Origin of the sequence: Lysobacter enzymogenes (genome assembly GCF_023617245.1) — a bacterium.
GTDB lineage: Bacteria > Pseudomonadota > Gammaproteobacteria > Xanthomonadales > Xanthomonadaceae > Lysobacter > Lysobacter yananisis.
This window is the reverse complement of the sequence record NZ_CP067396.1, coordinates 1,575,173-1,598,357: the sequence shown is the minus strand read 5'-3', so window position 1 is coordinate 1,598,357 and position 23,185 is coordinate 1,575,173. Positions and strand designations below refer to the sequence as shown.

The 23,185-nt window shown below is 71.0% G+C and carries 23 protein-coding genes and 4 tRNA genes; 12 read left to right on the top strand and 15 right to left on the bottom strand.

Features of this window, described 5'->3' with window-relative positions; all coding sequences use genetic code 11:
• Window positions 1-46 precede the first annotated feature (46 nt).
• The 12 genes from tuf to JHW41_RS06835 form a co-directional block, all read right to left on the bottom strand.
• Complete coding sequence (gene tuf / locus JHW41_RS06890) at window positions 47-1,237, bottom strand: elongation factor Tu (RefSeq protein WP_057948556.1); 1,191 nt, start codon at window positions 1,235-1,237, stop codon at window positions 47-49.
• Between the two features lie 72 nt (window positions 1,238-1,309).
• A tRNA-Thr gene (locus JHW41_RS06885) sits at window positions 1,310-1,385 on the bottom strand.
• 35 nt (window positions 1,386-1,420) lie between these two features.
• A tRNA-Gly gene (locus JHW41_RS06880) sits at window positions 1,421-1,494 on the bottom strand.
• Between the two features lie 115 nt (window positions 1,495-1,609).
• Window positions 1,610-1,695, bottom strand: a tRNA-Tyr gene (locus tag JHW41_RS06875).
• A gap of 125 nt (window positions 1,696-1,820) precedes the next feature.
• Window positions 1,821-2,912 (bottom strand): redox-regulated ATPase YchF, encoded by a 1,092-nt coding sequence (gene ychF / locus JHW41_RS06870; protein ID WP_057948568.1) that lies wholly within the window; start codon window positions 2,910-2,912, stop codon window positions 1,821-1,823.
• A 152-nt stretch (window positions 2,913-3,064) separates the two neighbouring features.
• Window positions 3,065-3,643, bottom strand: a complete 579-nt coding sequence (gene pth / locus JHW41_RS06865) for an aminoacyl-tRNA hydrolase (protein WP_057948569.1) — start codon at window positions 3,641-3,643, stop codon at window positions 3,065-3,067.
• Between the two features lie 60 nt (window positions 3,644-3,703).
• Window positions 3,704-4,363: a 50S ribosomal protein L25/general stress protein Ctc gene (locus JHW41_RS06860; protein WP_057948570.1), complete on the bottom strand. Its 660-nt coding sequence runs from the start codon at window positions 4,361-4,363 to the stop codon at window positions 3,704-3,706.
• Between the two features lie 95 nt (window positions 4,364-4,458).
• Window positions 4,459-5,418 (bottom strand): ribose-phosphate diphosphokinase, encoded by a 960-nt coding sequence (locus JHW41_RS06855; protein WP_057948571.1) that lies wholly within the window; start codon window positions 5,416-5,418, stop codon window positions 4,459-4,461.
• A gap of 106 nt (window positions 5,419-5,524) precedes the next feature.
• A tRNA-Gln gene (locus tag JHW41_RS06850) sits at window positions 5,525-5,601 on the bottom strand.
• Between the two features lie 66 nt (window positions 5,602-5,667).
• The gene (gene ispE, locus JHW41_RS06845) at window positions 5,668-6,546 is read right to left on the bottom strand and encodes a 4-(cytidine 5'-diphospho)-2-C-methyl-D-erythritol kinase (RefSeq protein WP_250449442.1); all 879 of its coding nucleotides are present in this window, start codon (window positions 6,544-6,546) and stop codon (window positions 5,668-5,670) included.
• A 67-nt stretch (window positions 6,547-6,613) separates the two neighbouring features.
• The gene (gene lolB, locus JHW41_RS06840; RefSeq protein WP_241833803.1) at window positions 6,614-7,285 is read right to left on the bottom strand and encodes a lipoprotein insertase outer membrane protein LolB; all 672 of its coding nucleotides are present in this window, start codon (window positions 7,283-7,285) and stop codon (window positions 6,614-6,616) included.
• Window positions 7,282-8,976, bottom strand: coding sequence for a tetratricopeptide repeat protein (locus JHW41_RS06835; RefSeq protein WP_343226617.1), 1,695 nt, complete (start codon window positions 8,974-8,976; stop codon window positions 7,282-7,284). The genes lolB and JHW41_RS06835 overlap by 4 nt, the downstream gene beginning before the upstream one ends.
• Before the next feature lie 266 nt (window positions 8,977-9,242).
• Here JHW41_RS06835 and hemA point away from each other — a divergent pair, with 266 nt between their 5' ends.
• From hemA to JHW41_RS06785, 10 genes are all read left to right on the top strand, one after another.
• On the top strand, window positions 9,243-10,565 hold the full coding sequence (gene hemA / locus JHW41_RS06830; RefSeq protein WP_250449440.1) for a glutamyl-tRNA reductase: 1,323 nt from the start codon (window positions 9,243-9,245) through the stop codon (window positions 10,563-10,565).
• A 67-nt stretch (window positions 10,566-10,632) separates the two neighbouring features.
• Window positions 10,633-11,718 carry a peptide chain release factor 1 gene (prfA, locus tag JHW41_RS06825; protein ID WP_057948572.1) on the top strand — a complete coding sequence of 362 codons (1,086 nt, stop codon included), beginning with the start codon at window positions 10,633-10,635 and terminating at the stop codon, window positions 11,716-11,718.
• A 225-nt stretch (window positions 11,719-11,943) separates the two neighbouring features.
• Window positions 11,944-12,402, top strand: coding sequence for a GNAT family N-acetyltransferase (locus JHW41_RS06820; protein WP_078999560.1), 459 nt, complete (start codon window positions 11,944-11,946; stop codon window positions 12,400-12,402).
• A gap of 62 nt (window positions 12,403-12,464) precedes the next feature.
• Window positions 12,465-14,135, top strand: a complete 1,671-nt coding sequence (locus JHW41_RS06815; RefSeq protein WP_250450810.1) for a tetratricopeptide repeat protein — start codon at window positions 12,465-12,467, stop codon at window positions 14,133-14,135.
• Window positions 14,136-14,311: 176 nt separating this feature from the next.
• On the top strand, window positions 14,312-14,857 hold the full coding sequence (locus JHW41_RS06810) for a biliverdin-producing heme oxygenase (RefSeq protein WP_250449439.1): 546 nt from the start codon (window positions 14,312-14,314) through the stop codon (window positions 14,855-14,857).
• On the top strand, window positions 14,854-16,554 hold the full coding sequence (locus JHW41_RS06805; protein ID WP_057948575.1) for a GAF domain-containing protein: 1,701 nt from the start codon (window positions 14,854-14,856) through the stop codon (window positions 16,552-16,554). The genes JHW41_RS06810 and JHW41_RS06805 overlap by 4 nt, the downstream gene beginning before the upstream one ends.
• Before the next feature lie 301 nt (window positions 16,555-16,855).
• Window positions 16,856-17,374: a molybdenum cofactor biosynthesis protein B gene (moaB, locus tag JHW41_RS06800; RefSeq protein WP_250449438.1), complete on the top strand. Its 519-nt coding sequence runs from the start codon at window positions 16,856-16,858 to the stop codon at window positions 17,372-17,374.
• A 5-nt stretch (window positions 17,375-17,379) separates the two neighbouring features.
• Window positions 17,380-17,772 (top strand): helix-turn-helix domain-containing protein, encoded by a 393-nt coding sequence (locus JHW41_RS06795; protein WP_231736176.1) that lies wholly within the window; start codon window positions 17,380-17,382, stop codon window positions 17,770-17,772.
• Window positions 17,769-18,578 (top strand): polyphosphate kinase 2, encoded by an 810-nt coding sequence (gene ppk2 / locus JHW41_RS06790; protein WP_250449437.1) that lies wholly within the window; start codon window positions 17,769-17,771, stop codon window positions 18,576-18,578. The genes JHW41_RS06795 and ppk2 overlap by 4 nt, the downstream gene beginning before the upstream one ends.
• Before the next feature lie 19 nt (window positions 18,579-18,597).
• Window positions 18,598-18,891, top strand: a complete 294-nt coding sequence (locus tag JHW41_RS06785) for a hypothetical protein (RefSeq protein WP_057948578.1) — start codon at window positions 18,598-18,600, stop codon at window positions 18,889-18,891.
• A gap of 219 nt (window positions 18,892-19,110) precedes the next feature.
• On the opposite strand, the gene JHW41_RS06780 is transcribed toward JHW41_RS06785, so the two are convergent.
• Entirely contained in the window at window positions 19,111-19,851 is a 741-nt protein-coding gene (locus tag JHW41_RS06780) for a helix-turn-helix domain-containing protein (protein ID WP_250449436.1), read from the bottom strand.
• 203 nt (window positions 19,852-20,054) lie between these two features.
• On the opposite strand from JHW41_RS06780, the gene JHW41_RS06775 reads away from it, so the two are divergent.
• Window positions 20,055-20,405 carry a hypothetical protein gene (locus JHW41_RS06775; RefSeq protein WP_250449435.1) on the top strand — a complete coding sequence of 117 codons (351 nt, stop codon included), beginning with the start codon at window positions 20,055-20,057 and terminating at the stop codon, window positions 20,403-20,405.
• A gap of 145 nt (window positions 20,406-20,550) precedes the next feature.
• Window positions 20,551-21,387, top strand: a complete 837-nt coding sequence (locus JHW41_RS06770; RefSeq protein WP_250449434.1) for a DUF2145 domain-containing protein — start codon at window positions 20,551-20,553, stop codon at window positions 21,385-21,387.
• A 186-nt stretch (window positions 21,388-21,573) separates the two neighbouring features.
• Here JHW41_RS06770 and JHW41_RS06765 read toward each other — a convergent pair whose 3' ends face one another.
• Window positions 21,574-22,653 carry a hypothetical protein gene (locus tag JHW41_RS06765; protein ID WP_250449433.1) on the bottom strand — a complete coding sequence of 360 codons (1,080 nt, stop codon included), beginning with the start codon at window positions 22,651-22,653 and terminating at the stop codon, window positions 21,574-21,576.
• Window positions 22,654-22,885: 232 nt separating this feature from the next.
• Complete coding sequence (locus JHW41_RS06760; protein ID WP_250449432.1) at window positions 22,886-23,155, bottom strand: acylphosphatase; 270 nt, start codon at window positions 23,153-23,155, stop codon at window positions 22,886-22,888.
• Window positions 23,156-23,185 lie beyond the last annotated feature (30 nt).

Below are 23,185 nucleotides of genomic sequence, written 5' to 3'. Positions count from 1 at the left end.
CGTTCGCGGCCTGCGGCGACCCTGGGGCCGCCGCGGGGTGCAACGATTACTTGACGATCTTCGACACCACGCCGGCGCCGACGGTACGACCGCCTTCGCGGATCGCGAAGCGCAGGCCTTCGTCCATCGCCACCGGGTTGATCAGCGTGACCACCATCTTCACGTTGTCGCCCGGCATCACCATCTCGACGCCTTCCGGCAGCTGGCACGCGCCGGTGATGTCGGTGGTGCGGAAGTAGAACTGCGGACGGTAGCCCTTGAAGAACGGGGTGTGGCGGCCGCCTTCGTCCTTCGACAGCACGTACACCTCGCCCTCGAACTCGGTGTGCGGGGTGATCGAACCCGGCTTCGCCAGCACCTGGCCGCGCTCCACGTCGTCGCGCTTGGTGCCGCGCAGCAGCAGGCCCGCGTTGTCGCCCGCCTGGCCCTGATCCAGCAGCTTGCGGAACATCTCGACGCCGGTGACCGTGGTCTTCTGGGTCGGACGGATGCCGACGATTTCGATTTCGTCGCCCACCTTGATGATGCCGCGCTCGATACGGCCGGTCACCACGGTGCCGCGGCCCGAGATCGAGAACACGTCTTCCACCGGCATCAGGAACGGCTTGTCGATCGCGCGCTCCGGCTCCGGAATGAAGCTGTCCAGCGCCTCGACCAGCTTGATGATCGCCGGCACGCCGATGTCGCTCTGGTCGCCTTCCAGCGCCAGACGGGCCGAACCGTGGATGATCGGGGTGTCGTCGCCCGGGAACTCGTACTTCGACAGCAGCTCGCGCACTTCCATCTCGACCAGCTCGAGCAGCTCGGCGTCGTCCACCATGTCGGCCTTGTTCAGGAACACGACGATGTACGGCACGCCGACCTGACGCGACAGCAGGATATGTTCGCGCGTCTGCGGCATCGGGCCGTCAGCGGCCGAGCACACCAGGATCGCGCCGTCCATCTGCGCCGCACCCGTGATCATGTTCTTCACGTAGTCGGCGTGGCCCGGGCAGTCCACGTGGGCGTAGTGACGGTTCGGGCTTTCGTACTCGACGTGAGCCGTCGAGATCGTGATGCCGCGAGCCTTCTCTTCCGGCGCCGCGTCGATCGCGTCGTACGCCTTGAACTCGCCACCGAAACGCTCGGCGCCGACCTTGGTCAGAGCGGCCGTCAGCGTGGTCTTGCCGTGGTCGACGTGACCGATCGTGCCGACGTTCACGTGCGGCTTGGTGCGCTCGAACTTACCCTTGGCCATGGCTATCGCTTCTCGTGTTTGGTCTATGTGTCGCGTTGGCTGTCGGTAAAGCAGCCAGGTACCGCTTGAAGATGGTGCTCACGAAAGGAATCGAACCTTCGACCTCCTCCTTACCAAGGAGGTGCTCTACCGACTGAGCTACGTGAGCGAAACTTGTTGCTGCGCTGGACGGCGTTGATTCAATGGAGCGGGAGACGGGGATCGAACCCGCACCATCAGCTTGGAAGGCTGAGGTTCTACCATTGAACTACTCCCGCGCCGCGTACAGCCATTACAGCGTTGGAACTTGCAATCTTGGAGCTTGCAACCTTGAAACTTTACCGCTTTGCCTGAGCGCCGCATCGATGAAACCGATCGTCGCACCGGCCAACCTGGTGGAGGGAGGTGGATTCGAACCACCGAAGGCGTAAGCCAGCAGATTTACAGTCTGCCCCCGTTGGCCGCTTGGGTATCCCTCCGAAGAGCCCGTAATTTTGAAGTGCGATCTTCAGCTTGTCAACGCACTTTCACGAAATCTTGCGGGATTTTTTTCGCCCCCGCCGTCGGCGCGTTCCAGCCGTCGGCAGCGGGGCGCGTAGTCTACTCAAACATTGAACCGGAAGTGCAAGACATCGCCTTCCTGGACGCGATATTCCTTGCCTTCCAGGCGCAGACGGCCGGCATCGCGGGCGCCTGACTCGCCCTTGTACTTGATGAAATCGTCGTAGGCGATGGTTTCGGCGCGGATGAAGCCCTTCTCGAAGTCGGTGTGGATGACCGCGGCGGCCTGCGGCGCGGTCGAGCCGGCCCGGACCGTCCAGGCGCGCACTTCCTTGACCCCGGCGGTGAAGTAGGTCTGCAGGCCCAGCAGGGCGTAGCCGGCGCGGATCAGGCGGTTGAGGCCCGGCTCTTCCAGGCCCAGGTCGGCCAGGAAGGCGTCGCGGTCGGCGTCGTCGAGCTGGCTCAGCTCCTCCTCGATGGCCGCCGAGACCGGCACCACCTGGGCGCCCTCGGTCACGGCGCGGGCGCGCACGGCATCGAGGTGCGGATTGTTCTCGAAGCCGTCCTCGAGCACGTTGGCCACGTACATGACCGGCTTGAGGGTCAGCAGGAACAGGTCGCGCAGCGCGGCCTTGTCGTCCTCGGACAGGTCCAGCGCGCGCGCCGGCTTGCCGGCGTCCAGGCCGACGCGGACGCGGCCGAGGATGTCCTTGCGCGCGATCGCTTCCTTGTCGCCGGTCTTGGCCGAGCGCTCGGCGCGCTGCAGGGCCTTCTCGACGCTTTCCAGGTCGGCCAGGGCCAGCTCGGTGTCGATGGTCTCGATGTCGGCGATCGGATCGACCTTGTTGTTCACGTGGATCACGTCCGGGTGCTCGAAGCAGCGCACCACGTGGGTGATCGCGTCGACCTCGCGGATGTGGGCCAGGAACTTGTTGCCCAGGCCCTGCCCGCTGGCGGCGCCGGCGACCAGGCCGGCGATGTCGACGAACTCGACCGCGGTCGGGATCAGCTTCTGCGGCTTGACGATCTCGGCCAGCGCGTTGAGCCGCGGATCCGGCACCGGCACCGCGCCGACGTTGGGCTCGATCGTGCAGAACGGGAAGTTGGCCGCGGCGATGCCCGCCTTGGTCAGCGCGTTGAACAGGGTCGACTTGCCGACGTTAGGCAGGCCGACGATGCCACATTTGATGCCCATGGGTGCTGAGTCCGGGAATTAGAGAGAAGGATTGAGGAGTGGGAGCCGCGCGACGAACCGCGCGTATCGCTGCGAGCGCGCAGCTCCCGCCAGGAAATCTTGTGGGCGAGGCCGGGAACCGGGGAGCCTGCGCTCCGCGCCCCGCCCCGGCTTCATTTCGCGGTGTGCAACCGCGTCATCGCATCCATGAAATTGCCCTGCGCCGCCAGCGGCATGACGTCGATGGCCTCGTCGATGGCGCGAAGGATCGTGGCCTCGTCGTCCTTGCCGGGACGGCCGAGCACCCACGGGGTGACCTTGTCCTTGTGGCCGGGATGGCCGATGCCCAGGCGCAGGCGGTGGAACTTGCCGTGGCCGAGCAACTGGATGGTGTCGCGCAGGCCGTTCTGGCCGCCGTGGCCGCCGTCGAACTTGAGCCGGGCGGTGCCGGGCGCGAGGTCGAGCTCGTCGTGCGCCAGCAGCGCTTCCTCGGGCTCGATCTTCCAATAGCGCAACGCGGCGGTGACCGACTTGCCGGAGAGATTCATGAAAGTGGCCGGCTTCAGCAGCCACACCGGCTTGCCGGCGATCTCGATCTTCGAGGTCTCGCCGAACAGCTTGGACTCCAGGCCGAAGCGGCCGCCGAACTTCTCGTTCAGGGCATCCACAAACCAGAACCCGGCGTTGTGCCGGGTCCGGGTGTATTCGGCGCCGGGGTTGCCCAGGCCGACGATCAGGCGCAATCCCGCCATGAACTCAGGACAGTCCGCAAACGCGGACCGGCGCGCCGGCTACGGCGCGCCGGCCGGCGATCACTTCTTGTCTTCGTCCTTCTTGGCGACCTTGGCGGCCGGCACGTCCGCGGCCGGCGCGTCTTCGGCCGGCTCGGCCTCTTCCTTGCCGTGCTTGGCGATGACGATGGCGACGTCGTGTTCCTTGCCCAGCTTCAGCTCGGGGATCTCGACGCCCTTCGGCAGCTTGAGGTCCGACAGGTGGACGATGTCGCCGACCTTCAGCTCGGACAGGTCGATCTCGATGAACTCCGGCAGGTCCTTCGGCAGGCAGGACACTTCGACTTCGTTGAGCTCGTGGGTGACCACGACGTCGGCGGACTTGCCGGCCGGCGACTTGTCTTCGTTGAGGAAGTGCAGCGGCACCGCCACGCGCAGCGCCTGGTTGGCGTCCACGCGCTGGAAGTCCAGGTGCATGATGATCTGCTTGAACGGGTGGCGCTGCATGTCGCGCAGCAGGACCTGCTCGACCTTGCCGTCGACGTCGAGGTTCAGGATCGACGAGTAGAACCACTCGTGCTGGCTGGCCAGCCAGATCTTCTCGTGCTCGAGCTGGATCGGCTGCGGCGCGGCGCTGCCGCCGTAGACGATGGCCGGGATGCTGGCGGCATGACGCAGGCGGCGGCTCGCACCCTTCCCCTCGACATTGCGGCCAGTGGCCTTGATGGTGTGTTCGGACATTTGCGTGTACTCGGTGTTTACAGCGTTGGAACCGCCTCGCGGCGGCGGGGAAGCTCATCCGCGACCAGATGAGCCTTGAAACGAATTCGGGTGGATCAGTCGACGTAGAGCGAGCTGACCGACTCGCCGAAGGCGATGCGGCGGATCGTCTCGGCCAGCAGCTCGGCCACGCTGAGCTGGCGGATGCGGCCGGTGGCGCGGGCCGCGGCGGTCAGCGGGATGGTGTCGGTCACCACCAGCTCGTCCAGCTGCGACTTGGTCACGTTGTCGATGGCCGCGCCCGACAGCACCGGGTGGGTGCAGTAGGCCACGACCTTCTGCGCGCCCTGCGCCTTGAGCGCCGCCGCGGCGGCGCACAGGGTGCCGGCGGTGTCGACGATGTCGTCGACCAGCACGCAGGTCTTGCCCGACACGTCGCCGATGATGTTCATCACCGTGGCGACGTTGGCGCGCGGGCGGCGCTTGTCGATGATCGCCAGGTCCGCGTCGTCCAGGCGCTTGGCGATCGCTCGCGCGCGCACCACGCCGCCGACGTCCGGGGACACCACGATCAGGTTGTCGGTGCCGTGCGCGCGCCAGATGTCGGCGAGCAGCAGCGGCGAGGCGTAGACGTTGTCGACCGGGATGTCGAAGAAGCCCTGGATCTGATCCGCATGCAGATCGACCGTAAGCACCCGGTCGGCGCCGACCGCGCCGAACATCTTGGCCGCGACCTTGGCGGTGATCGGCACGCGCGAGGAGCGCGGGCGGCGATCCTGGCGGGCGTAGCCGAAGTACGGCACCACCGCGGTCACGCTGGCCACCGAGGCGCGCTTGAGCGCGTCGATCAGCACCAGCAACTCCATGAAATTCTCGGCCGTCGGCGCGTTCGTCGGCTGGATGACGAACACTTCCTGGCGGCGCACGTTCTCTTCGATCTCGACCTGCACTTCGCCGTCGGAGAAGCGCCCGACCAGGGCCTTGCCGAGCCGGATGCCCAGCTCCTTGCACACGGCTTGCGCGAGCGGGCGGTTGGCGTTGCCGCTGAAAACCAGCAGGTTGCGATCGTTTTGCACTGTCTTGAGACCGGGACTCGGGATTTGGGATTCGGGATTCGTAGCGGCGGCTGCGAGGTCCTGCCTTTTACGAATCGCGAATCCCAAATCTCCAATCCCTTGTGTGTGGCAGGGGCGGTAGGATTCGAACCTACGAATGCCGGGATCAAAACCCGGTGCCTTGGGCCTCTTGGCGACGCCCCTGCGGAAACCTGATTTGCAACGCGAGTTGGAACCGAACGTGCCGCGCGACGGGAGCGAACCTGCGGTTCAGCCGCGCCGGCGGGCTTCGAGCGCGATGCGCAGCGGCGAACGCTGCGCCCCGGCCGCCGTCCAGGCGCGCAGGCCCGGCGGCAGTTCCGCCAGCGCCGCCTCGGCGGATTCGCGCGTGGCGAACTCGACGAAACAGCCGCTGCCGGACCCGGTCAGGCGTGGCGAACCGATCCGCGCCAGGGCGGCGAAGGCGGCCTCGACGGCGGCCTCGCGCTGACGCAGCACCGGCTCGAACGCATTCCCGAGCGGTCTACCCGAAACGAAGTCCGACATTGTCGCGGGCGCGGCATCGCGCGTCAATTCAGGGGATCGAAAAAGCGCCGCGGTCGGGGCGTGGACGCCGGGGTCGGCCAGCACATACCAGGCCGGGGCCAGCGCGACCGGGCGTAGGTCTTCGCCCACGCCCTCGGCCCAGGCATTGTCGCCGCGCACGAACACCGGCACGTCGGCGCCCAGGCGCAGGCCCAGCTCGGCCAGCGCTTCGACGCCCAGATCGGTGCCCCAGAGCGCGTCCAGCGCCACCAGGACGGTCGCGGCATCGGACGAACCGCCACCGAAACCGCCGCCGGCCGGAATGCGCTTTTCGATGACAATGTCGGCACCTTGTCCGCAATTCGACGCCGTTTTCAGCGCCAACGCGGCGCGCACGGTGAGATCGTCGGCCTCGGCCACCCCGGCCACCGAGCCGCCATGGCGGACGATGCGGCCGTCGCTGCGCGGACGCAGGCGGATGGTGTCGCCCCAATCGAGGAGACGGAACACGGTCTGCAGCAGGTGGTAGCCGTCGGCGCGGCGGCCGACGATGCGCAGGAACAGGTTCAGCTTGGCCGGAGCCGGCCAGGCCGACCAGGCGGGATCGTTGAAATCGTGGGACATCGTCGGCATCGCTGGGACGGCCGCGCCGTCCGGGTTCGGTTCAGTAAGTCGCCGCCGCGGCGGCGGCTCAGGGCGTCGCGGCCTCGGCCGCCCCGCCCTGCCATCGATCGACGATCAGCCGCACCCGCGCCGAGTCGCGGCGCGCGTCTAGGCGCGTGGGCAGGTCGCCGGTAGCGGGCCATTCGTAGGCGATGGTCCAGCCGCCCTGGGCGATCGATTGCGGACGGCCGTCGGGGCCGGGAAGGATGCGGGCGTCGCCGCCGTCGCCGCCCGCGGCCAGGCCGCGCAGCCAGTCGCCGAGCGCGGCGACCGGAATGTCCCAGCCGGTGGCCTGGAACAGCAGCTCGGCCGCATCCGCGCCTTCGCGCGGGCCGCCGTCGAGACCTTCCAGGCGGGCGCTGCCGGGCGCGCCGCTCAGGCGCCAGCTCTGGCGGGTGACCGGCGCGCTCAGGGCGACATCGAAGCCGGCGCCGCGTTGGCTCCATTCGATCCGGCCGCTGCCGCCCTTGCCGGCGTTGGACACAGCGATGCGGCCGGTCAGCGACCAGTCGGCCGCGGCGCGCACGCGGGCCGAGCGCGCGGCCTCGCGTTCGGCCGCGTCCGCGGCCGGCACCACCTGCCCCGCCGGCGCGCCGGGACGCACGCCCGGTCCGGCGCAGGCCGCCAGCAAGGCGGTCAGCAGCAATCCCGCGACCAGGCGGACGCGGGCGGCGACCACCACCTCTGTCATCGCGCTCATACCCCGTACTTCTGCAGCGCCCGCTGCAGCGAGCGGTTTTCGGCGTCGATCTTGCGGCCCTGCTCGAAGTACTTGCGCGCTTCGTCGCGGCGGCCGGTCTCCCACAGCAGTTCGGCCAGGTGCGCGGCGATCTCGGCGTCCTTCTGCATGGTCAGGGCGCGGCGCAGTTCGACTTCGGCCTCCTTGACCCGGCCCAGGCGATACAGCACCCAGCCGTAGCTGTCGACGATGGCGGCGTTGTCCGGCTCGGCGGCGCGCGCGCGCTCGATCAATTCCAGCGCTTCCTGGTAACGGTTGGTGCGGTCGGCCAGGGTGTAACCGAGCGCGTTGAGCGCGGCGACGCTGTCGGGTTCGGCGACCAGGATGCGGCGGAAATCGGCTTCGGCGCGGGCGACGTCGTCGCGGCGTTCCCAGCTCAGGGCGCGCGCGTAGAGGATCTCCGGCTCGTCCGGGAACGCGGCCAGGCCGCGGGCGAAGGCCTCGTTCTCGCCGCCGATGTTCTTGTCCTCGGCGCGCAGGTTGGCTTCCAGGATGTAGGCGTCGCGGCGGGTGTCGTCCTCGGCCGAGGCGTCGGACTGGATCGCGCGCAGCGCGCCGTAGGCTTCGTCGGCGCGCTTGAGCTTGTGCAGCATGTTGGCCGCGCGCAGCCGCGCCAGCTCGCGCTGCGGGCCGCCGGGCACGCCGCGGTACCAGCCCAGCGCTTCGTCGTAGCGCTCCAGGTACTCGGCCAGCTGGCCCAGCAGCAGGCGCCGGGCCGGGTCGGGCTTGGTCGCGCTGGCGCTGAGTTCGTCGTACAGCGCGGTCAGGGTCGGCTTGTCGTCGGCGCGGGCCAGGTAGGACGCGCGCAGGGCGTAGGTCTGGTCGTCCTGCGGGCCGCGCGCGAGCACCGCGGCGACGTTCTGGAAATCGTTGAGGCCTTCGTACTGCTCGGCGATCAGCGCGCGCAGGTTGTTGTCGCCGTCGGCCAGCGGCACCAGGGTCGCCAGCAGTTTGGCGGCCTCGTCGCTCTTGCCTTCGTCGCGCATCTGGCTGACCCGCAGCAGCGCCACCCGCGGCTCGCCCGGGAAGCGCTTGACCACTTCCTCGACGATGCGGTCGGTGAGCTTGGGCTGGTCCAGGCGCTGGGACAGGCCGCCGAAGGCGACCCAGGCCATCAGGTTGCGCGGCGGCAGGCGCCCGCCGGCGACGATCTTCTCGACCATCCGCGCGGTCTGCTTGGGGTCCTTGGAACCGGCGGTGAGCACGCCCAGCGCCTGGCGCCAGCCGGTCTCGGGCTCGGAGGTCATCAGCGCGTTGAGCTGGCGCAGCGCGGCGCGTTCGTCGCCGCGGCGCAGCGACAGGGTCGCCTCGGCCGCGGCGTAGACCGAGCCCTGGCCGCCGAGCTTGCGCCACAGGGCCAGCGAATCGGCCGCCACCGCATCCTGGCGCGCGACCAGGGCGATGGTGGTGGCGCGTTCGGCCAGGACCGGGTCGGCGGCCGCGCGCGCGGCCTGCAGGTAGGACTCGGCGGCCTCGTTCAACCGGCCCGCCTGCAGTGCGAATTCGCCGGCCAGCAGCGGCTCCAGCGAGGCGCCGACCGGGTCCTTGGCGGCCTGCGCCTGGATCGTGGCGCGGGTCGCGGCCAGCGCCGCCGCGCTGGGCTCGGCGGCCGGCGCCGCGGCGGACGCGGCGCCGGCGCTGCAGCCGCACACGGCCAGCAACAGCGCCGCGGCGAGGCGGCCGGCGCGGCCGTGCTGGGGTCTGTCTTCGGCGCTGCCTATCGGACCGATCGAGCAAATCGAATCGTGGGAAGACACGGGGGGACCAGTGGGCCGGTAGAATGGCGGCCTTCAGCAGCCCGCAGCTTATCGCAAGCGCCTGAACCGATGTCCCGCGCACGCCGCCGTCCGATGGAACTTTCCCGCCGCCGCGGGACGGCCGCGCGCGCGTGCGCCCCGGTAGCGCGACGCCCCCGTCCATGAGCCTGTTCGTCCTCGGCCTCAATCATCAGACCGCGCCGGTCAGCCTGCGCGAACGGGTGGCGTTCGCCGGCGACGCGGTGCCGGCGGCGCTGGCGGCGCTGCGCGCGCTGGCGCCGGTGCGCGAGGTGGCGCTGTTGTCGACCTGCAACCGCACCGAGATCTACGCGGTCGCCGAGGACGACGGCCGCGCCCTGGCCGACTGGCTGGCCCGTCATCCCGACGATGCCGGCGACCTGCACGGCTACCTCTACCGCCATCGCGACGCCGAGGCCGTGCGCCATCTGTTCCGGGTCGCCACCGGCCTGGATTCGCTGGTGCTCGGCGAGCCGCAGATCCTCGGCCAGGTCAAGGACGCCTGGGCCGCCGCGCGCGGCGCCGGCACCCTCGGCGGCCAGCTCGACCGGCTGTTCCAGCAGGCGTTCTCGACCGCCAAGCGCGCGCGCACCGACACCCGCATCGGCGCCAACCCGGTGTCGGTGGCCTCGGCCGCGGTGCGGCTGGCGCAGGAATCGTTCGCGCGCCTGGAAGATTCCAGCGTGCTGCTGGTCGGCGCCGGCGAGACCGTCGAGCTGGCCGCGCGCCACCTGGTCCAGGCCAAGGCGAAGCGCCTGCTGATCGCCAACCGCACCCTCGCCCACGCCCAGGACCTGGCCACCCGCCACGGCGGCGTGGCGCTGCCGCTGAGCGAACTCGAACGCCACCTGGCCGAGGCCGACATCGTGCTGTCGGCCACCGCCAGCCGCGAACCGATCCTGCGCAAGCCGCAGGTCGCCGCGGCGCTGGCCGCGCGCAAGCACCGGCCGATGCTGCTGCTGGACCTGGCCGTGCCGCGCGACATCGCCGCCGACGTGGCCGAGTTGAAGGACGTGTTCCTGTACACCGTGGACGACCTGGAACGCGCGATCGAAGACAACCGCCGCAGCCGCCGCGAGGCGGCGACCGAGGCCGAGGCTATCGTCGAACTGCAGGTGGCGCGCTTCGTCGAGACCCTGGCGGCGAGCACCCGCACCGCGCCGATCAAGCGCCTGCGCGACCACGGCGAGGCCGCGCGCGAGGAAGTGCTGGCCAAGGCGCAGGCGCAGCTCGCCGCGGGCCAGGACCCCGGCGAAGTGCTCAACTTCCTCGCCCATACCCTGACCAACCGCCTGCTGCACGCGCCGACGATCGCGCTGCGCGAAGCGGCGCTGACCGGCAATCCGGAACTCGCGCGCGCGGCCGACAAACTGTTCCCTGCGGCCGGCGGGATGGGAACCCGGAGCCAGGAACCGGGAACCGGAGACAGCGAAACGGCGCAAGCCGAATCGCTGCGCGATCGTTAGCGACTTCCAGTCGCCGACGTCCGCGCTGTTTCTGTTTCCTATCTCCTGCTCCCTATCTCCTGCCCCAATGACTCCCAGCCTGCGCCGCAAACTCGAAGCCCTGGCCGAGCGCCGCGAAGAGCTCGAACGCCTGCTCGCCGACCCCGGCGTGATCGGCGACAACGAGCGCTTCCGCAAATGCTCGCGCGAGTTCGCCCAGCTCGAACCTGTGGCGCTGGCGCTGGCCGCCGAGACCCAGGCCAAGGCCGACCTGGCCGCGGCCGAAGCGATGCGCGCCGACCCGGAACTGCGCGAGCTGGCCGAGGAAGAAATCGCCTCCGCGCAGGAACGGCTGCAACGGCTCGACGTCGAGCTGATGGCGCACCTGATCCCCAAGGACCCGCGCGACGACGGCGACCTGTACCTGGAAGTGCGCGCCGGCACCGGCGGCGACGAGGCGGCGATCTTCGCCGGCGACCTGTTCCGGATGTATTCGCGCTACGCCGAGCGCCAGGGCTGGAAGGTCGAGGTCGAGTCGGCCAATCCCGGCGAGCACGGCGGCTACAAGGAAGTCATCGCCCGGGTCGAAGGCCGCGGCGCGTATTCCAGGCTCAAGTTCGAATCCGGCACCCACCGCGTGCAGCGCGTGCCGGAAACCGAATCGCAGGGCCGCATCCACACCTCGGCCGCGACCGTGGCGATCATCGCGGTGGAACCGGAAGGCGAGCCGATCGAGATCAATCCGGCCGACCTGAAGATCGACACCTTCCGTTCCTCCGGCGCCGGCGGCCAGCACGTCAACAAGACCGAATCGGCGATCCGCATCACCCACGTCCCCAGCGGCGTGGTGGTCGAGAACCAGACCGAGCGCAGCCAGCACGCCAACCGCGACAAGGCGCTCAAGCGCCTGCAGGCGATGCTCGCCGACGCCGCCGCGGCCAAGGCCGCCGCCGCGCAGGCGCAGGACCGACGCCTGCAGGTCGGCAGCGGCGACCGCAGCCAGCGCATCCGCACCTACAACTTCCCGCAGGGCCGGATCACCGACCACCGGGTCGAGGGGCTGACCTTGTACGACCTGCCGAATGTGATCGCCGGCGACCTGGACGGCCTGATCGGACGCTTGCTGCACGAGCACCAGGCCGACGAACTGGCGCGGCTGTCGGCCAACACGTAATCCCGGCGTCCACCTGTAGGAGCGGCGCGAGCCGCGACCGCGACAACGCAAGCATTGCGCAGGCTTCGGCGTAATTGCATTGTCGCGGTCGCGGCTCGCGCCGCTCCTACAGGTAGATCGCGCGCATCGACGGCGCCCGGGCCGCCGCGACCGGCCGTCGCAAGTCATGACGCTGCCCCCGGCCTGCAGCCATAATCGGCCCTCCCCCGCCGCGCCGACGTCCGCATGAGCCTCGCCATCCGCCGCGCCCGTTCCGCCGATCTCGACCTGGTCGCGCCGCTGTTCGACCGCTACCGGCATTTCTATACCCGGCGCGACGACGCCGCGGTCTCGCGCGCCTTCATCGGCGAACGCCTGCAGCGCGGCGATTCGGTGCTGCTGCTGGCCGCGCTCGACGGCGCCGACGGCGCCGGCTTCGTCCAGCTGTATCCGACCTTCTCCTCGGTGCGCGCGGCGCGGGTGTGGGTGCTCAACGATCTGTTCGTCGAGCCGCACGCGCGCCGCCGCGGCGTCGCCCGCGCCCTGCTCGACGCCGCCGCCGCGTTCGCGCGCGCCGACGGCGCCGCGCGCCTGGAACTGGAAACCGACCACGACAACGCTCAGGCCCAGGCGCTGTACGACGCCGCCGGCTGGCGGCGCTTCGACGGCACCCAGCGTTACCAGCTGCCGCTGGCGCAGGCCTGAGCGCCGTGACCGATCCGCGCCCCGCCCTGCGCCAGGCCCTGCGCGCGCGTCCCGACGACGCGATGGGCTGGGTGATGCTGGCCGAGCATGAACTCGACGCCGGCGACGCCGCCTCCGGCGAAGCCGCCGCGCGGCGCGCGCTGGCGCTGCGTCCCGGCCATCCCGAGGCGCTGGCGCGGCTGGGCCGCGCGCACTGGATGCTCGGCCGCCGCGAGGACGCGGTGCAGAGCCTGCGCGCGGCCGCGCGCGCGGCGCCGCAGCATCCCGGCATCGCAGTGTGGCTGGCGCACGCGCTGGAAGACATCGGCGACGCCGAGGGCGCACTCGCCGCCTACGCCCACGCCTATGCGCTGGCGCCGCAGGAGCCGCAGCTGGCGTCCTATCTGTTGGCCTGGCGCCGGCGCCTGTGCGATTGGCGCGATCTCGACCGCCTCGCGCGCCAGGTGCGCGACGCGGTGGCGCGCGCGCAGGCCTCGGTGGAGCCGTTCGCGTTCCTCAGCGAAGACGCCAGCGCCGCCGAACAGCGTCGCTGCGCCGCGCTGCGCGCCGCGGTGATCGCGCGCGCGGTGCGGCCGCTGCCGCCGGCGCCCGCACGCGACGCGCAGGCGCCGGTGCGCGCCGGCTTCCTGTCCAACGGCTTCGGCAACCATCCCACCGGCTTGCTGACGGTGGCCCTGTTCGAAGCGCTGCGCCGCCGCGGCGGCCTGGAACTGCATCTGTTCGCGCTCAACCGCGACGACGGCAGCGCGATCCGGCGCCGCCTCGGCGCCGCCGCCGACGTCCTGCACGAAGTCGCGCAACAGCCGCACGCCATGGTCGCCGACGCGATCCGCCGCGCCGGCGTCGACGTCTTGTTCGACCTGCGCGGCTGGGGCGGCGGCGGCGCGCCGGAGGTGCTGGCGATGCGGCCGGCGCCGGTGCAGGTCAACTGGCTGGCCTACCCCGGCACCAGCGCGGCGCCGTGGATCGACTACGTGCTGGCCGACCGCTTCGTCCTGCCCGACGCGCTGGCCGCCGATTTCAGCGAGACCGCGGCGTGGCTGCCGCGCTGCTTCCAGCCCTCCGACACTGCCCGCGTCGTCGCCGAACCGCCCGACCGCGCCGCCTGCGGCCTGCCGACGCACGGCGTGGTGTTCTGCTGCTTCAACAACAGCTACAAGCTCAACCCGCGCAGCGTGGCGCGCGCGCTGGAGGTATTGCGCGGCGTGCCCGGCAGCGTGCTGTGGCTGCTGTCGGGCCCCGGCAACGCCGATGCGCGCCTGCGCGAGTTCGCCGCCGGCCGCGGCCTCGATCCGGCGCGGCTGGTGTTCATGCGCAAGCAGCCGCATCCGGACTATCTGGCGCGCCTGCGCCACGCCGACCTGTTCCTCGACACCGATCCCTACAACGCCCACACCACCGCCTCCGACGCGCTGTGGGCCGGCTGCCCGGTGTTGACCGTGCCCGGCGCGACCTTCGCCGCGCGCGTGGCCGGCAGCCTCAACCACCACCTCGGCCTGGCCCACATGAACGTCGCCGACGACGCCGCCTTCGTCGCCCGCGCGATCGCGCTCGGCAACGACCGCGCCGCGCTGGCGGCGCTGCGCGCGGAACTGGCGGCGCGGCGCGCGGACAGCGGCGTGTTCGACATGGACGGCTTCGCGGTCGACTTCGCCGCGATGACCCTGGCGATGGCGAGGCGCCAGCGCAAGGGCGAAGCGCCGGCGCCGCTGCAGGGGCCGGCTCGTCCCTAGCCGCGCTTGTTAACGCCGCCTGGACCTCGCGTTCACCTGCGCCGTGCGCAAACGCGGCTAACGTCGCGGCTTGCAACTTAACGATTCAGCGACCGCGCGCGCCGCCGCGCGCGGTCCTGGCACGGAGGAGCGCAATGCGAAGACTGGCCGTCTTTTCGCCGTTCGCAGGACCGTCATTGGATACGCTGCACCAGCAATTGCGTAGCGCCACCGCCGCCCAGCATCGCGACCTCGACGCCATGCTGGCCGACAGCCTCGACGATCGTCGCGGCTACCTGCGCTACCTGCTCGGCATGCTGTCGCTGGTGGAACTGCTGGCGCCGCCGCCGGCCGCGGTCGACGCGCGTTCGGCCTGGACCGAATGGTTCGATCCGCAACGCCGCGCGCTGCTGCACCAGGACCTGCGCGAGCTGGGCCTGCTGCCGCTGGCGTACCGCCCGGCGGCGCTGCCGGCGTCGTGCTGGATGGGCGCGAACTACGTGCTGGAAGGATCCGCGCTCGGCGCGCGGGTGCTGCTGCGCGCGGCCGAGCGCCTGCGCCTGCGCGATCCGCGCGTGCCGCTCGCGTTCCTGCGCCACCATGCCCGGCCCGGCGACCGCTGGCCGCGCTTTCTCGACGAACTGCAGACGCTCGACGGCGGCTTGCGCGACGACGCCGCGCGCGGCGCGCGGCACGCGTTCGCCCTGGTCGCCGATGCGCTGATCGAAAAGGAGTCCGCGTGACCGATCCGAAGCTGCAGGCCGCCTACGACGCTTGCGCGCGCGAGCCGATCCACCTCAGCGGCGCGATCCAGCCGCACGGCGTCCTGCTGGCGTTCGCGCCGCGCAGCGGCGAGATCGTGGCGGCGTCCGACAATGCCGGCGAACTGTTCGCGACCGACGCGCAGGCGCTGCTCGGCCAGGCCATCGACGAATTGTTCGACTCGCACGCGCTGGAACTGGTCCGGGCCAATGCCGCGGCCTCGCAGCCCGGCGACTTCCCGCGCCTGGCCGGCCTGGTCAACGCCGGCGCCTGGGGCGAACTGCACTATCTGTCGGTGCATGTGCGCGCGCAGCTGATCCACGTCGAACTGGAACCGGCCGCGCGCGACAGCGGCGAACCGCTCGACGCGCACGCGATGATCGCCCGGCTCGAGACCGGCGCGCAGGCCGCGCCGTTCTTCCAGGCCGTCGCCACGCAGGTGCGCGAGCTCACCGGCTACGACCGGGTCATGGTCTACGCGTTCCGCCGCGACCATTCCGGCGAAGTCGTGGCGCAGGCGCTCGGCGGGGAACTCAGTTCTTACCTGGGCCTGCGCTTTCCCGCGTCCGACATCCCGCCGCAGGCGCGCGCGCTGTACCTGGCCAACCGCGTGCGGGTGATCCCCGACGCCGGCTACGCGCCGGTGCCGGTGCATACCGCGGCGCAGGCCGCGCCGCTGGACATGAGCTTCGACCTGCTGCGCAGCGTCTCGCCGATCCATCTGGAGTACCTGCGCAACATGGGCGTGCGCGCGTCGATGTCGATCTCGCTGATCGTCGACGGCCGACTGTGGGGGCTGATCGCCTGCCACCATCCGCAGCCGCGTCCGGTCGGGCCGCGCGAGCGCATCGCCGCCGACGTGTTCGGCCGTTACGTGTCGCTGCTGCTGGGCACCCGCAACCTCAAGCAGATCGGCGCCGCCGAGGCGGCCGCGCGCCTGCATCGCGACCGCCTGGAGCAGGCGCTGGCGCGCTCGCCGTCGCCGTGGGCGACGCTGCGCGAACAGTCCGAGGCGCTGCTCGGCGCGCTCGGCGCCGACGCCGCGGCGCTGGTCGCCGGCGACGGCGCGCTGCTGGCCGGGGCCGACTTCGATCCGGCGGCGCTGGCGCCGGCCCTGGCCTGGGCGCGGACGCACGCGCGCCACGCCCCCGCCGGCACCGCCGAGCGCGCCGACTGGAACGACGCCGGGCACGGGCCGGCCGGCCTGTTCGCGACGCCGCTCGACGCCGGCACCGGCGGCTGGCTGCTGCTGTTGCGCAACGAACAGATCGAACACGTGCGCTGGGCCGGCTCGCCGGACGACGCCTACCAGCTCGACGCCGGCCGCCTGACCATCGGCCCGCGCACCAGCTTCGCCGAATGGAACCAGACCGTCAGCGGCACCGCCGAGCCGTGGTCGGAGGAAGACGCCGAGCGCGCCGAACGCGTGCGCCTGCTGCTGTCTCGCCACCTGGACGCCGGCGCGCAGCGCGAGGCCGCGCACGGCGAAGCCGGCGGGCGCCTGGTGCGGCTGGACCTGCACGGCCACCGCCGGCGCCTGGTGCGGCTGGCCAACCTGCTGACGGATGCGGCCGATCACCTGGACGCGTCCCGACGGGCGCAGCTCGAGGACGCGATCGCGGCGATGGAAGCCGCGCTGGCATCGCCCGCCGACACGGAGCGACGCGCGGCCGGTTGAGCGGATCGGGACGCCGGACCGCGGCCGCGCGGATTGACGCCGGTGCGTGCCTACCGATCCGTACCGACAGACCCGTGCCGACAGATCCGTGCTGATCGACACGCGCCGACCGGCCCGTGCCGCCTCAGCCCGATCGGGGCCGATTCGCTTCTGTCCGCCCGATCCACTCCTGTCCGCCCGACCCGCGCCGGTCGCCCGATGCGCGCGGATCCGTGCCCGCGCGCGCAATCGCGTTCGCGGCGCGCGCGCCTTCGCTGCGCCGCAACCCCGGCCGGCCGCGGTTTGCGCTAGTCTCGGCGGCATGACCGCAGAACGCGATTTCATCCCCCTGAACCTGTGCGTGCTGACCGTCTCCGACAGCCGCACCCTCGCCAACGACAGCTCCGGCGACTACCTGATCCAGTCGCTGACCGACGCCGGCCACCGCCTGGTCGAACGCAAGCTGCTGCCGGACGATCGCTACAAGCTGCGCGCGGCGGTGTCGCAGTGGATCGCCGACGACGGCGTCGACGGCATCCTGGTCACCGGCGGCACCGGCTTCACCGGCCGCGATTCCACCCCCGAGGCGCTGCTGCCGCTGCTGGACAAGGAAATGCCGGGCTTCGGCGAACTGTTCCGCGCGATCAGCTTCGACGAGATCGGCACCTCGACCCTGCAGTCGCGCGCCTTCGCCGGGCTGGCCAACGCCACGTTCCTGTTCTGCCTGCCGGGTTCGACCTCGGCCTGCCGCACCGCCTGGGAAAAGATCGTCAGCGCGCAGCTCGACGCGCGCACCCGGCCGTGCAACCTCGCCACTTTGCGTCCCCGCCTCAAGGAGTGATGCGCATGTCGCTGGACACCACCCTGCGCCTGCTGGCCAAGGCCAGCGGCCTCAGCGTGACCGACCTGGCCACCGCGATCCCGCGCGCCGGCGCCAACACCGTCAGCGCCTGGCTGCGCGGCGAGAAGCTGCCCGGCCGCGACCAGCTCGACGCGCTCGCGCGCGCCTTCGGCGTCCCCGCCGGCGCGCTGCTGGCCGAACTGGCCAGCACCCTCGACCCGGCCCGCACCCAGGGCGAGCACGACCTGCTCGCCGCCTACCGCGCGCTCGACACCCGCCAGCAGGGCGCCCTGCTGGAAGTCGCCGCGAGCATGGCCGGCACCCGCCGCGCCGCGCCGGCGCGCGCGCGCAAGGCGCCGGCGAAGAAGGCTTCCGCCCGCAAGAAGGCCGCCCGATGAGCAAGCTCAAGCGCAAGGACTACGAAGCGCAGCTGGAACCGCTGCAACTGGAACTGGCGGCGATGGGCCGCTGGCTGCAGCACAGCGGCAAGCGGCTGATGGTGATCTTCGAAGGCCGCGACACCGCCGGCAAGGGCGGCGCGATCGGCTCGATCTCGGAGAACCTCAACCCGCGCCAATGCCACATCGCCGCCCTGTCCAAGCCGAGCGAACGCGAAGCCGGGCAATGGTATTTCCAGCGCTACGCGCCGCACCTGCCGGCGGCCGGCGAGATCGTCCTGTTCGACCGCAGCTGGTACAACCGCGCCGGCGTCGAGCAGGTCATGGGCTTCGCCAAGCCCGAGCAGGTCAAGGCCTTCCTCAAGCAGGCGCCGGTGTTCGAGAAGCTGCTGGTCGACGACGGCATCCTGCTGTTCAAGTACTGGCTGTGCTGCGACCAGGCGCAACAGGAAGAGCGTTTCGCCGAGCGCCTCAACGATCCGCTCAAGCGCTGGAAACTCTCGCCGATCGACCTGCAGGCGCGCGCCCATTACGACGACTACACCCGCGCCCGCGAGGCGATGCTCGAAGCCACCCACACCAAGCATGCGCCGTGGACGCTGGTCGACTTCAACGACCAGCGCCAGGGCCGGCTGAGCTTGATCCGCGACCTGCTCTCGCGCCTGCCCGACACCGAGGTGGCGCCGGCCAAGCTCGACTTCCCGCCGCTCAAGGGCAAGCCGGCGAAGGAGAGGTTCGGCGTGCTGAAACCCATCGGCGGCAAGTCGGGCGGCAAATCGGGCGGCAAGTCGGGCGACAAGGGCTGACCAGCACACGGGAGGCGATATGGACCGCGAACAGGCCGAGCGCACCAGCCTGTTGTTGGCGAGCATGAACGCCACGCTCAACCGACACCTGCTGCAACTGCAGCCGCAGCTGCCGCACGACGAATTCCGCGCCCTGTGCGAGGACATCGGCCGGGTGACCGGCGAACTGCTGAGCGTGACCGCCCCGCTCTACCGGCAGTTCCCGCAGCTCAAGCCCGAAGAGCTCGGCGGGCCGTACCGGATGGAGTTCGTCGAAGTCCCCGAGGCGATGTTCGCGCGCAAGGCGATCGCGCCGAGCGCCGAGTTCGGCTGAGCGCGACTATCGGTCGCCCCCTGTAGGAGCGACGCGAGTCGCGACCGCGACAACGCAACTACGCCGAACCTTTCGATGTAGTTGCGTTGTCGCGGTCGCGGCTTGCGCCGCGCCTACAAAAAGCGATGCGTGTGGGGTGCAGGCTTCGGGGAGGAGCGCTTGCGTGCGTCGCTTCGGTTGGTCGTGACTCGCGTCGCTCCTACACAAAGCCCGCCGGCCTCACGCCTGCGAGCGCCGGTACGGCTGGAACAACTGCAGCAGCCACGGCTTCTGCGCCAGCACCAGGCTCACGCCGACCCGCTCCTGCGCGGTCAGCGCGGCATCGCGCGCCAGCAGGGCGTCGAATTCGCGCGCGACCTCGCCCAGCCGCTGCTTGAGCTGGCGGATGCCGGCCGGGCTCAGCGAGCCGCTGAGCAGCAGCAACACGTCCTGCTCGCCGTCGAACGGATCGGCGAAGTAGTCCTGCAGCAGCTTGAGCCGGAAATAGCGCTCCATCGGCCCGTCGGCGCGCCAGCGGAAGTTGCGCGCGGTCAGCGGGCGGCCGCGGTTGCCGGGCATCAGTTCGATGATGCCGAGCCGGTCCAGCCGCACCAGCAGGCCGGTCCAGCGCGCGTTGTCGAAGTTGAAGTGGGCCTGCACGTCGGCCTGCTTCCAGCGGTTCAAGGTCAGGAACAAGGCCAGCAGCAGCGCCGGCTCGTCGACCAGGGCCTGCTCCTGGGCTTCGCTGAGCGTGGCCATCGGCGCGCGGCCGCGGCCGGCCTCGGCGCTGAGTTCGGCCAGGCCGATGTCGAGCACATCGCAGATCTCTTCCAGCCGCGCCAGGCTCATCGCCCGTCGCGAGAACATGCGCTTGACCGCTGCCTCGCTGAGCTTGAGCCGGCCGGCGAGGTCGCGGTAGGTGAGGTCCTGGGCACGCAGGAAGCGCTTCAGGGCGTCAACGAGTTCGAGTGAGAGGGCCATGGGTAGCAAAATACGCTACCTCGCAGGGAAATCCGAGACACCTTGTCGATGATCGTTGCCAGCCCGCGAAGCCGTCGGGAAGGTAGGCCGCAGGTCCCGACGAGGTGGCACGAATGCCAAGGAATGCCGAACGCCTGCTCCTCCTCGCCGCGGCCTGCGTCGCCGCCATCGCGCTGCCGGCAGGGAGGCCGGCACGCGCGGCGGTGCAATCCGACGCCGCCAGCCGGCAATCGGCGACCAGCCTGGATGCCTCGGTCGAGGTGCCGGTGGCCGCCGCCCACGCCCTGTCGCAGGGCGCCAAATTTTCCGTCACCGCGATCCAGGCCAGCGGCAACGCCGTCGCGGTGACCGTGTCCGCGGTCGGTGCGGGCACCTCGCTGGTGGTCAAGCTCTCGGCCGAACAGGCACGCGACCTGGGCTTGTCGATCGGCGCTTCGGTGGCGATCACCGCGGTCGCCGCCGGTTGGCTGATCAGCGACGCCGCCGGCCACGTGTTCTGCTTCGTGCCCGACGAACGCGCGCGCCGGCATGTGCACAGCCGCAAGTTGAGCTGAGGACGGCGCGGCCATGGACAGGCAGGGTTCGCAGCGGGCGCGATCGGAACAACGGGGGGCGCGAAAGCAGTGGTTGGAAAAGTGGTTGCAAGGGCAGACGGTGGGCAAGGACCCGGCGCAGGGACGCGCCGCGCGAACGAGCGCCATGGCATCGACCGCGTTCGGCAGGACGCTGGCGGCGGCGATGTTGGCGGCGACGCTGGGGCTGCTGCCCGCACAGGGACGTGCGGGCACCGGATGCGGCAACGAACCGCTGGCGCCGCGCAAGCTCGCCGACGCCGCGCAGACCGCGCTGATCGTGGCCGATGCGCTCGACCGCCGCGACGCGCCGCTGGCGCTGGTGGCGCGGGTCGGCAGCGACCTGTCGGCGCAGGGCCTGGTCTACAGCCACGTCGGCTTCGTCGTGCGCGACCACCCCGCCGGCCGCTGGACCGCGGTGCATTTGCTCAACGAATGCGGCAGCGACCGCTCCAATCTCTACAGCCAGGGCCTGGTCAATTTCTTCGCCGACGACCTGGTCAACCAGGACGCGCGCATCGTCTGGCTCGAACCCGAACTCGCCCAGCGCCTGGCCGAGCGGCTGCGCGCGCTGCCGAGCGGCGCGCTGCACCAGCCCCGCTACAACCTGATCGCGCGGCCGGGCAGCGCCGATTACCAGAACTCGACCGCGTGGGTGCTGGAAACCCTCGGCGCCGCGCTGACGCAGGCGCAGGCGCCCAGCCGCAACGCCGCGTTCGCGGCCGCGCAGCGCGACGGCTTCCGCGCCGACCGCGTGCACATCCCCTATTCCAAGCGCGTGCTCGGCGGTCTGTTCAGCGCCAATGTCGCCTTCACCGACCACCCGATCTCGACCCGGCTCGGCGGCGACTATCCGGTGGTGACGGTTCGCTCGATCGTCGAGTACCTCGACCGCAGCGGCCATGTGCAGGCGCAAAGCGAGTGGCGCAACGGCCGCGCGATGCGGACGCCGGGCGCGCTGTAGTCCGCGTCGGCGCGCCCGCGCAACCGGGGCGTTCGCCGTATGTAGGAGCGGCGCGAGCCGCGACCGCGACAATGCAACCGCGCCGGAGCTTGCGCCGTAGTTGCGTTGTCGCGGTCGCGGCTTACGCCGCTCCTGCAGGGAGCATCCGGTGTTCGCCGCGGCCCGCCGCGGATGGCGGGCGCGCGCTCAGAACACGAAGTCGATGACGTCGCCGACCTTGTCGGCGGTGGCGCTGATGCCGTCGCCGACCGCGTCGGTGACATCGCGCACCACGCCGCCGCCGGGAATGCCGGCCCAGTCCATGAAGTCGCCGGCCCAGCCGCCCCAGTGGTCGATGGTCTCGTTGGCCAGTTCGCCGCCGCTGTCGAGCAGCACGTCGCTGGCGCGGCCGGGATCGGCGGCGATGTTGAGCAGCATCTGGCCCCAGCCCTTGATCAATTCCGGGCTCACCGCCGAGGTGCCGATGCCGGTGTAGTCCTGGTCGCCGTTGAACTGGCCGTAGATCTCGCGGTGCGCGTTCTGCCAGGCGTTGTGCTGGCCGGCCGAGACCGAGGCCAGTTCCTGGATGTCGCCCACCAGCGGCGTGCTGCCCTGGAAGCTCGCGTCCTGGGTCAGGGTGGTGCCGCCGCTGCAGTTGTCGGTGAAGGTGAAGGTCTGGGTGCCGCGCAGGACGTGGCCGTCGAGGGTGTTGATGGTGATGGCGCGGTTGTCCGCATCCAGGCGGATCTCGACCGGCAGCCAGGTCGGCGGCGGGCCGCCGGTTTCGAGCATGTAGCGGCCGCCGTCTTCCAGGTTCTGCGTGGGCGGGCGGATTTCCATGCCGCCGGCGCCGAACACTTCGCCCGGGTTCTGCACGAAGTGGTCGTAGGCTTCCTGCGGCGTGGCGTTGGGAATGTCGCTCTGGTACACGGCGCGGGTGACCTCGCGGCCGACTTCGCCGATCGGCGGGTTCGGCTGCAGGTCCTGCAGGATGTTGCGCACGTCGCCGTCGCCGGGATAGCGCGGGGTGCCGGGCGTGTGTCCGGTCAGGTAGCTGGCGAAGCCGCGGCTGGCCAGGGCGAGCATGAAGTCGCGCTGGCTTTCCTGCTGGTCGTGGCTGCCGCCGACGGCGAGGTCGGGATCGGGGCCCTGCACGCCGATCTCGAAATCGTTGGGGCCGGAGTCGGCCTGGACCGGCTTGAGTTCCGGCGCGCGCGGATCGGCCGGAGGCGGCGTCGGCGTGCAGACGGGGAAGTTGGTCGGGCGGTAGGCGTCGATCGGCAGCACGGGAGAACTCCTTTTCCGCGGGGGCCGGGCCATTGCACTCCCAAGCCGCGCGCGCGCCAATCCGGGGCGTCCCGAGCTAGGGGTTGCCCTAGGCCGCTTCAGGCTTTGGGCAGGAGCGCCGCGAGCCGCGGCCGCGACAACGCAACTGCGCCGCCGGTTTCGCCGTGTTTGCCTTGTCGCGGTCGCGGCTCGCGCCGCTCCTGCACAAGCCTGGCGGACAGTGGCTGGCCCTTCAGCCGCAGACGAAGCCGTCCCCGGCCTCGTTCTCGCCGGCCGGTTCGCGTTCGATGCGGTCGACCCGCGCATTCGGCGGCCCCTGCCGCAACCACTGCGCGAGGCGTTCGATCGCCGCCGCGTCGCCGACCGCGAGCACTTCCACCCGGCCGTCGCGCAGGTTGTTGGCGTAGCCGCGCAAGTCCAGCGCCAACGCCTGTTCGCGGGCGCTCGCGCGGAACCACACGCCTTGCACCTTGCCGGCGACGTAGAAGCGCGCGGCGCTCAAGTGTTGCCGCCGCTCGGACCGCCCTTGCTC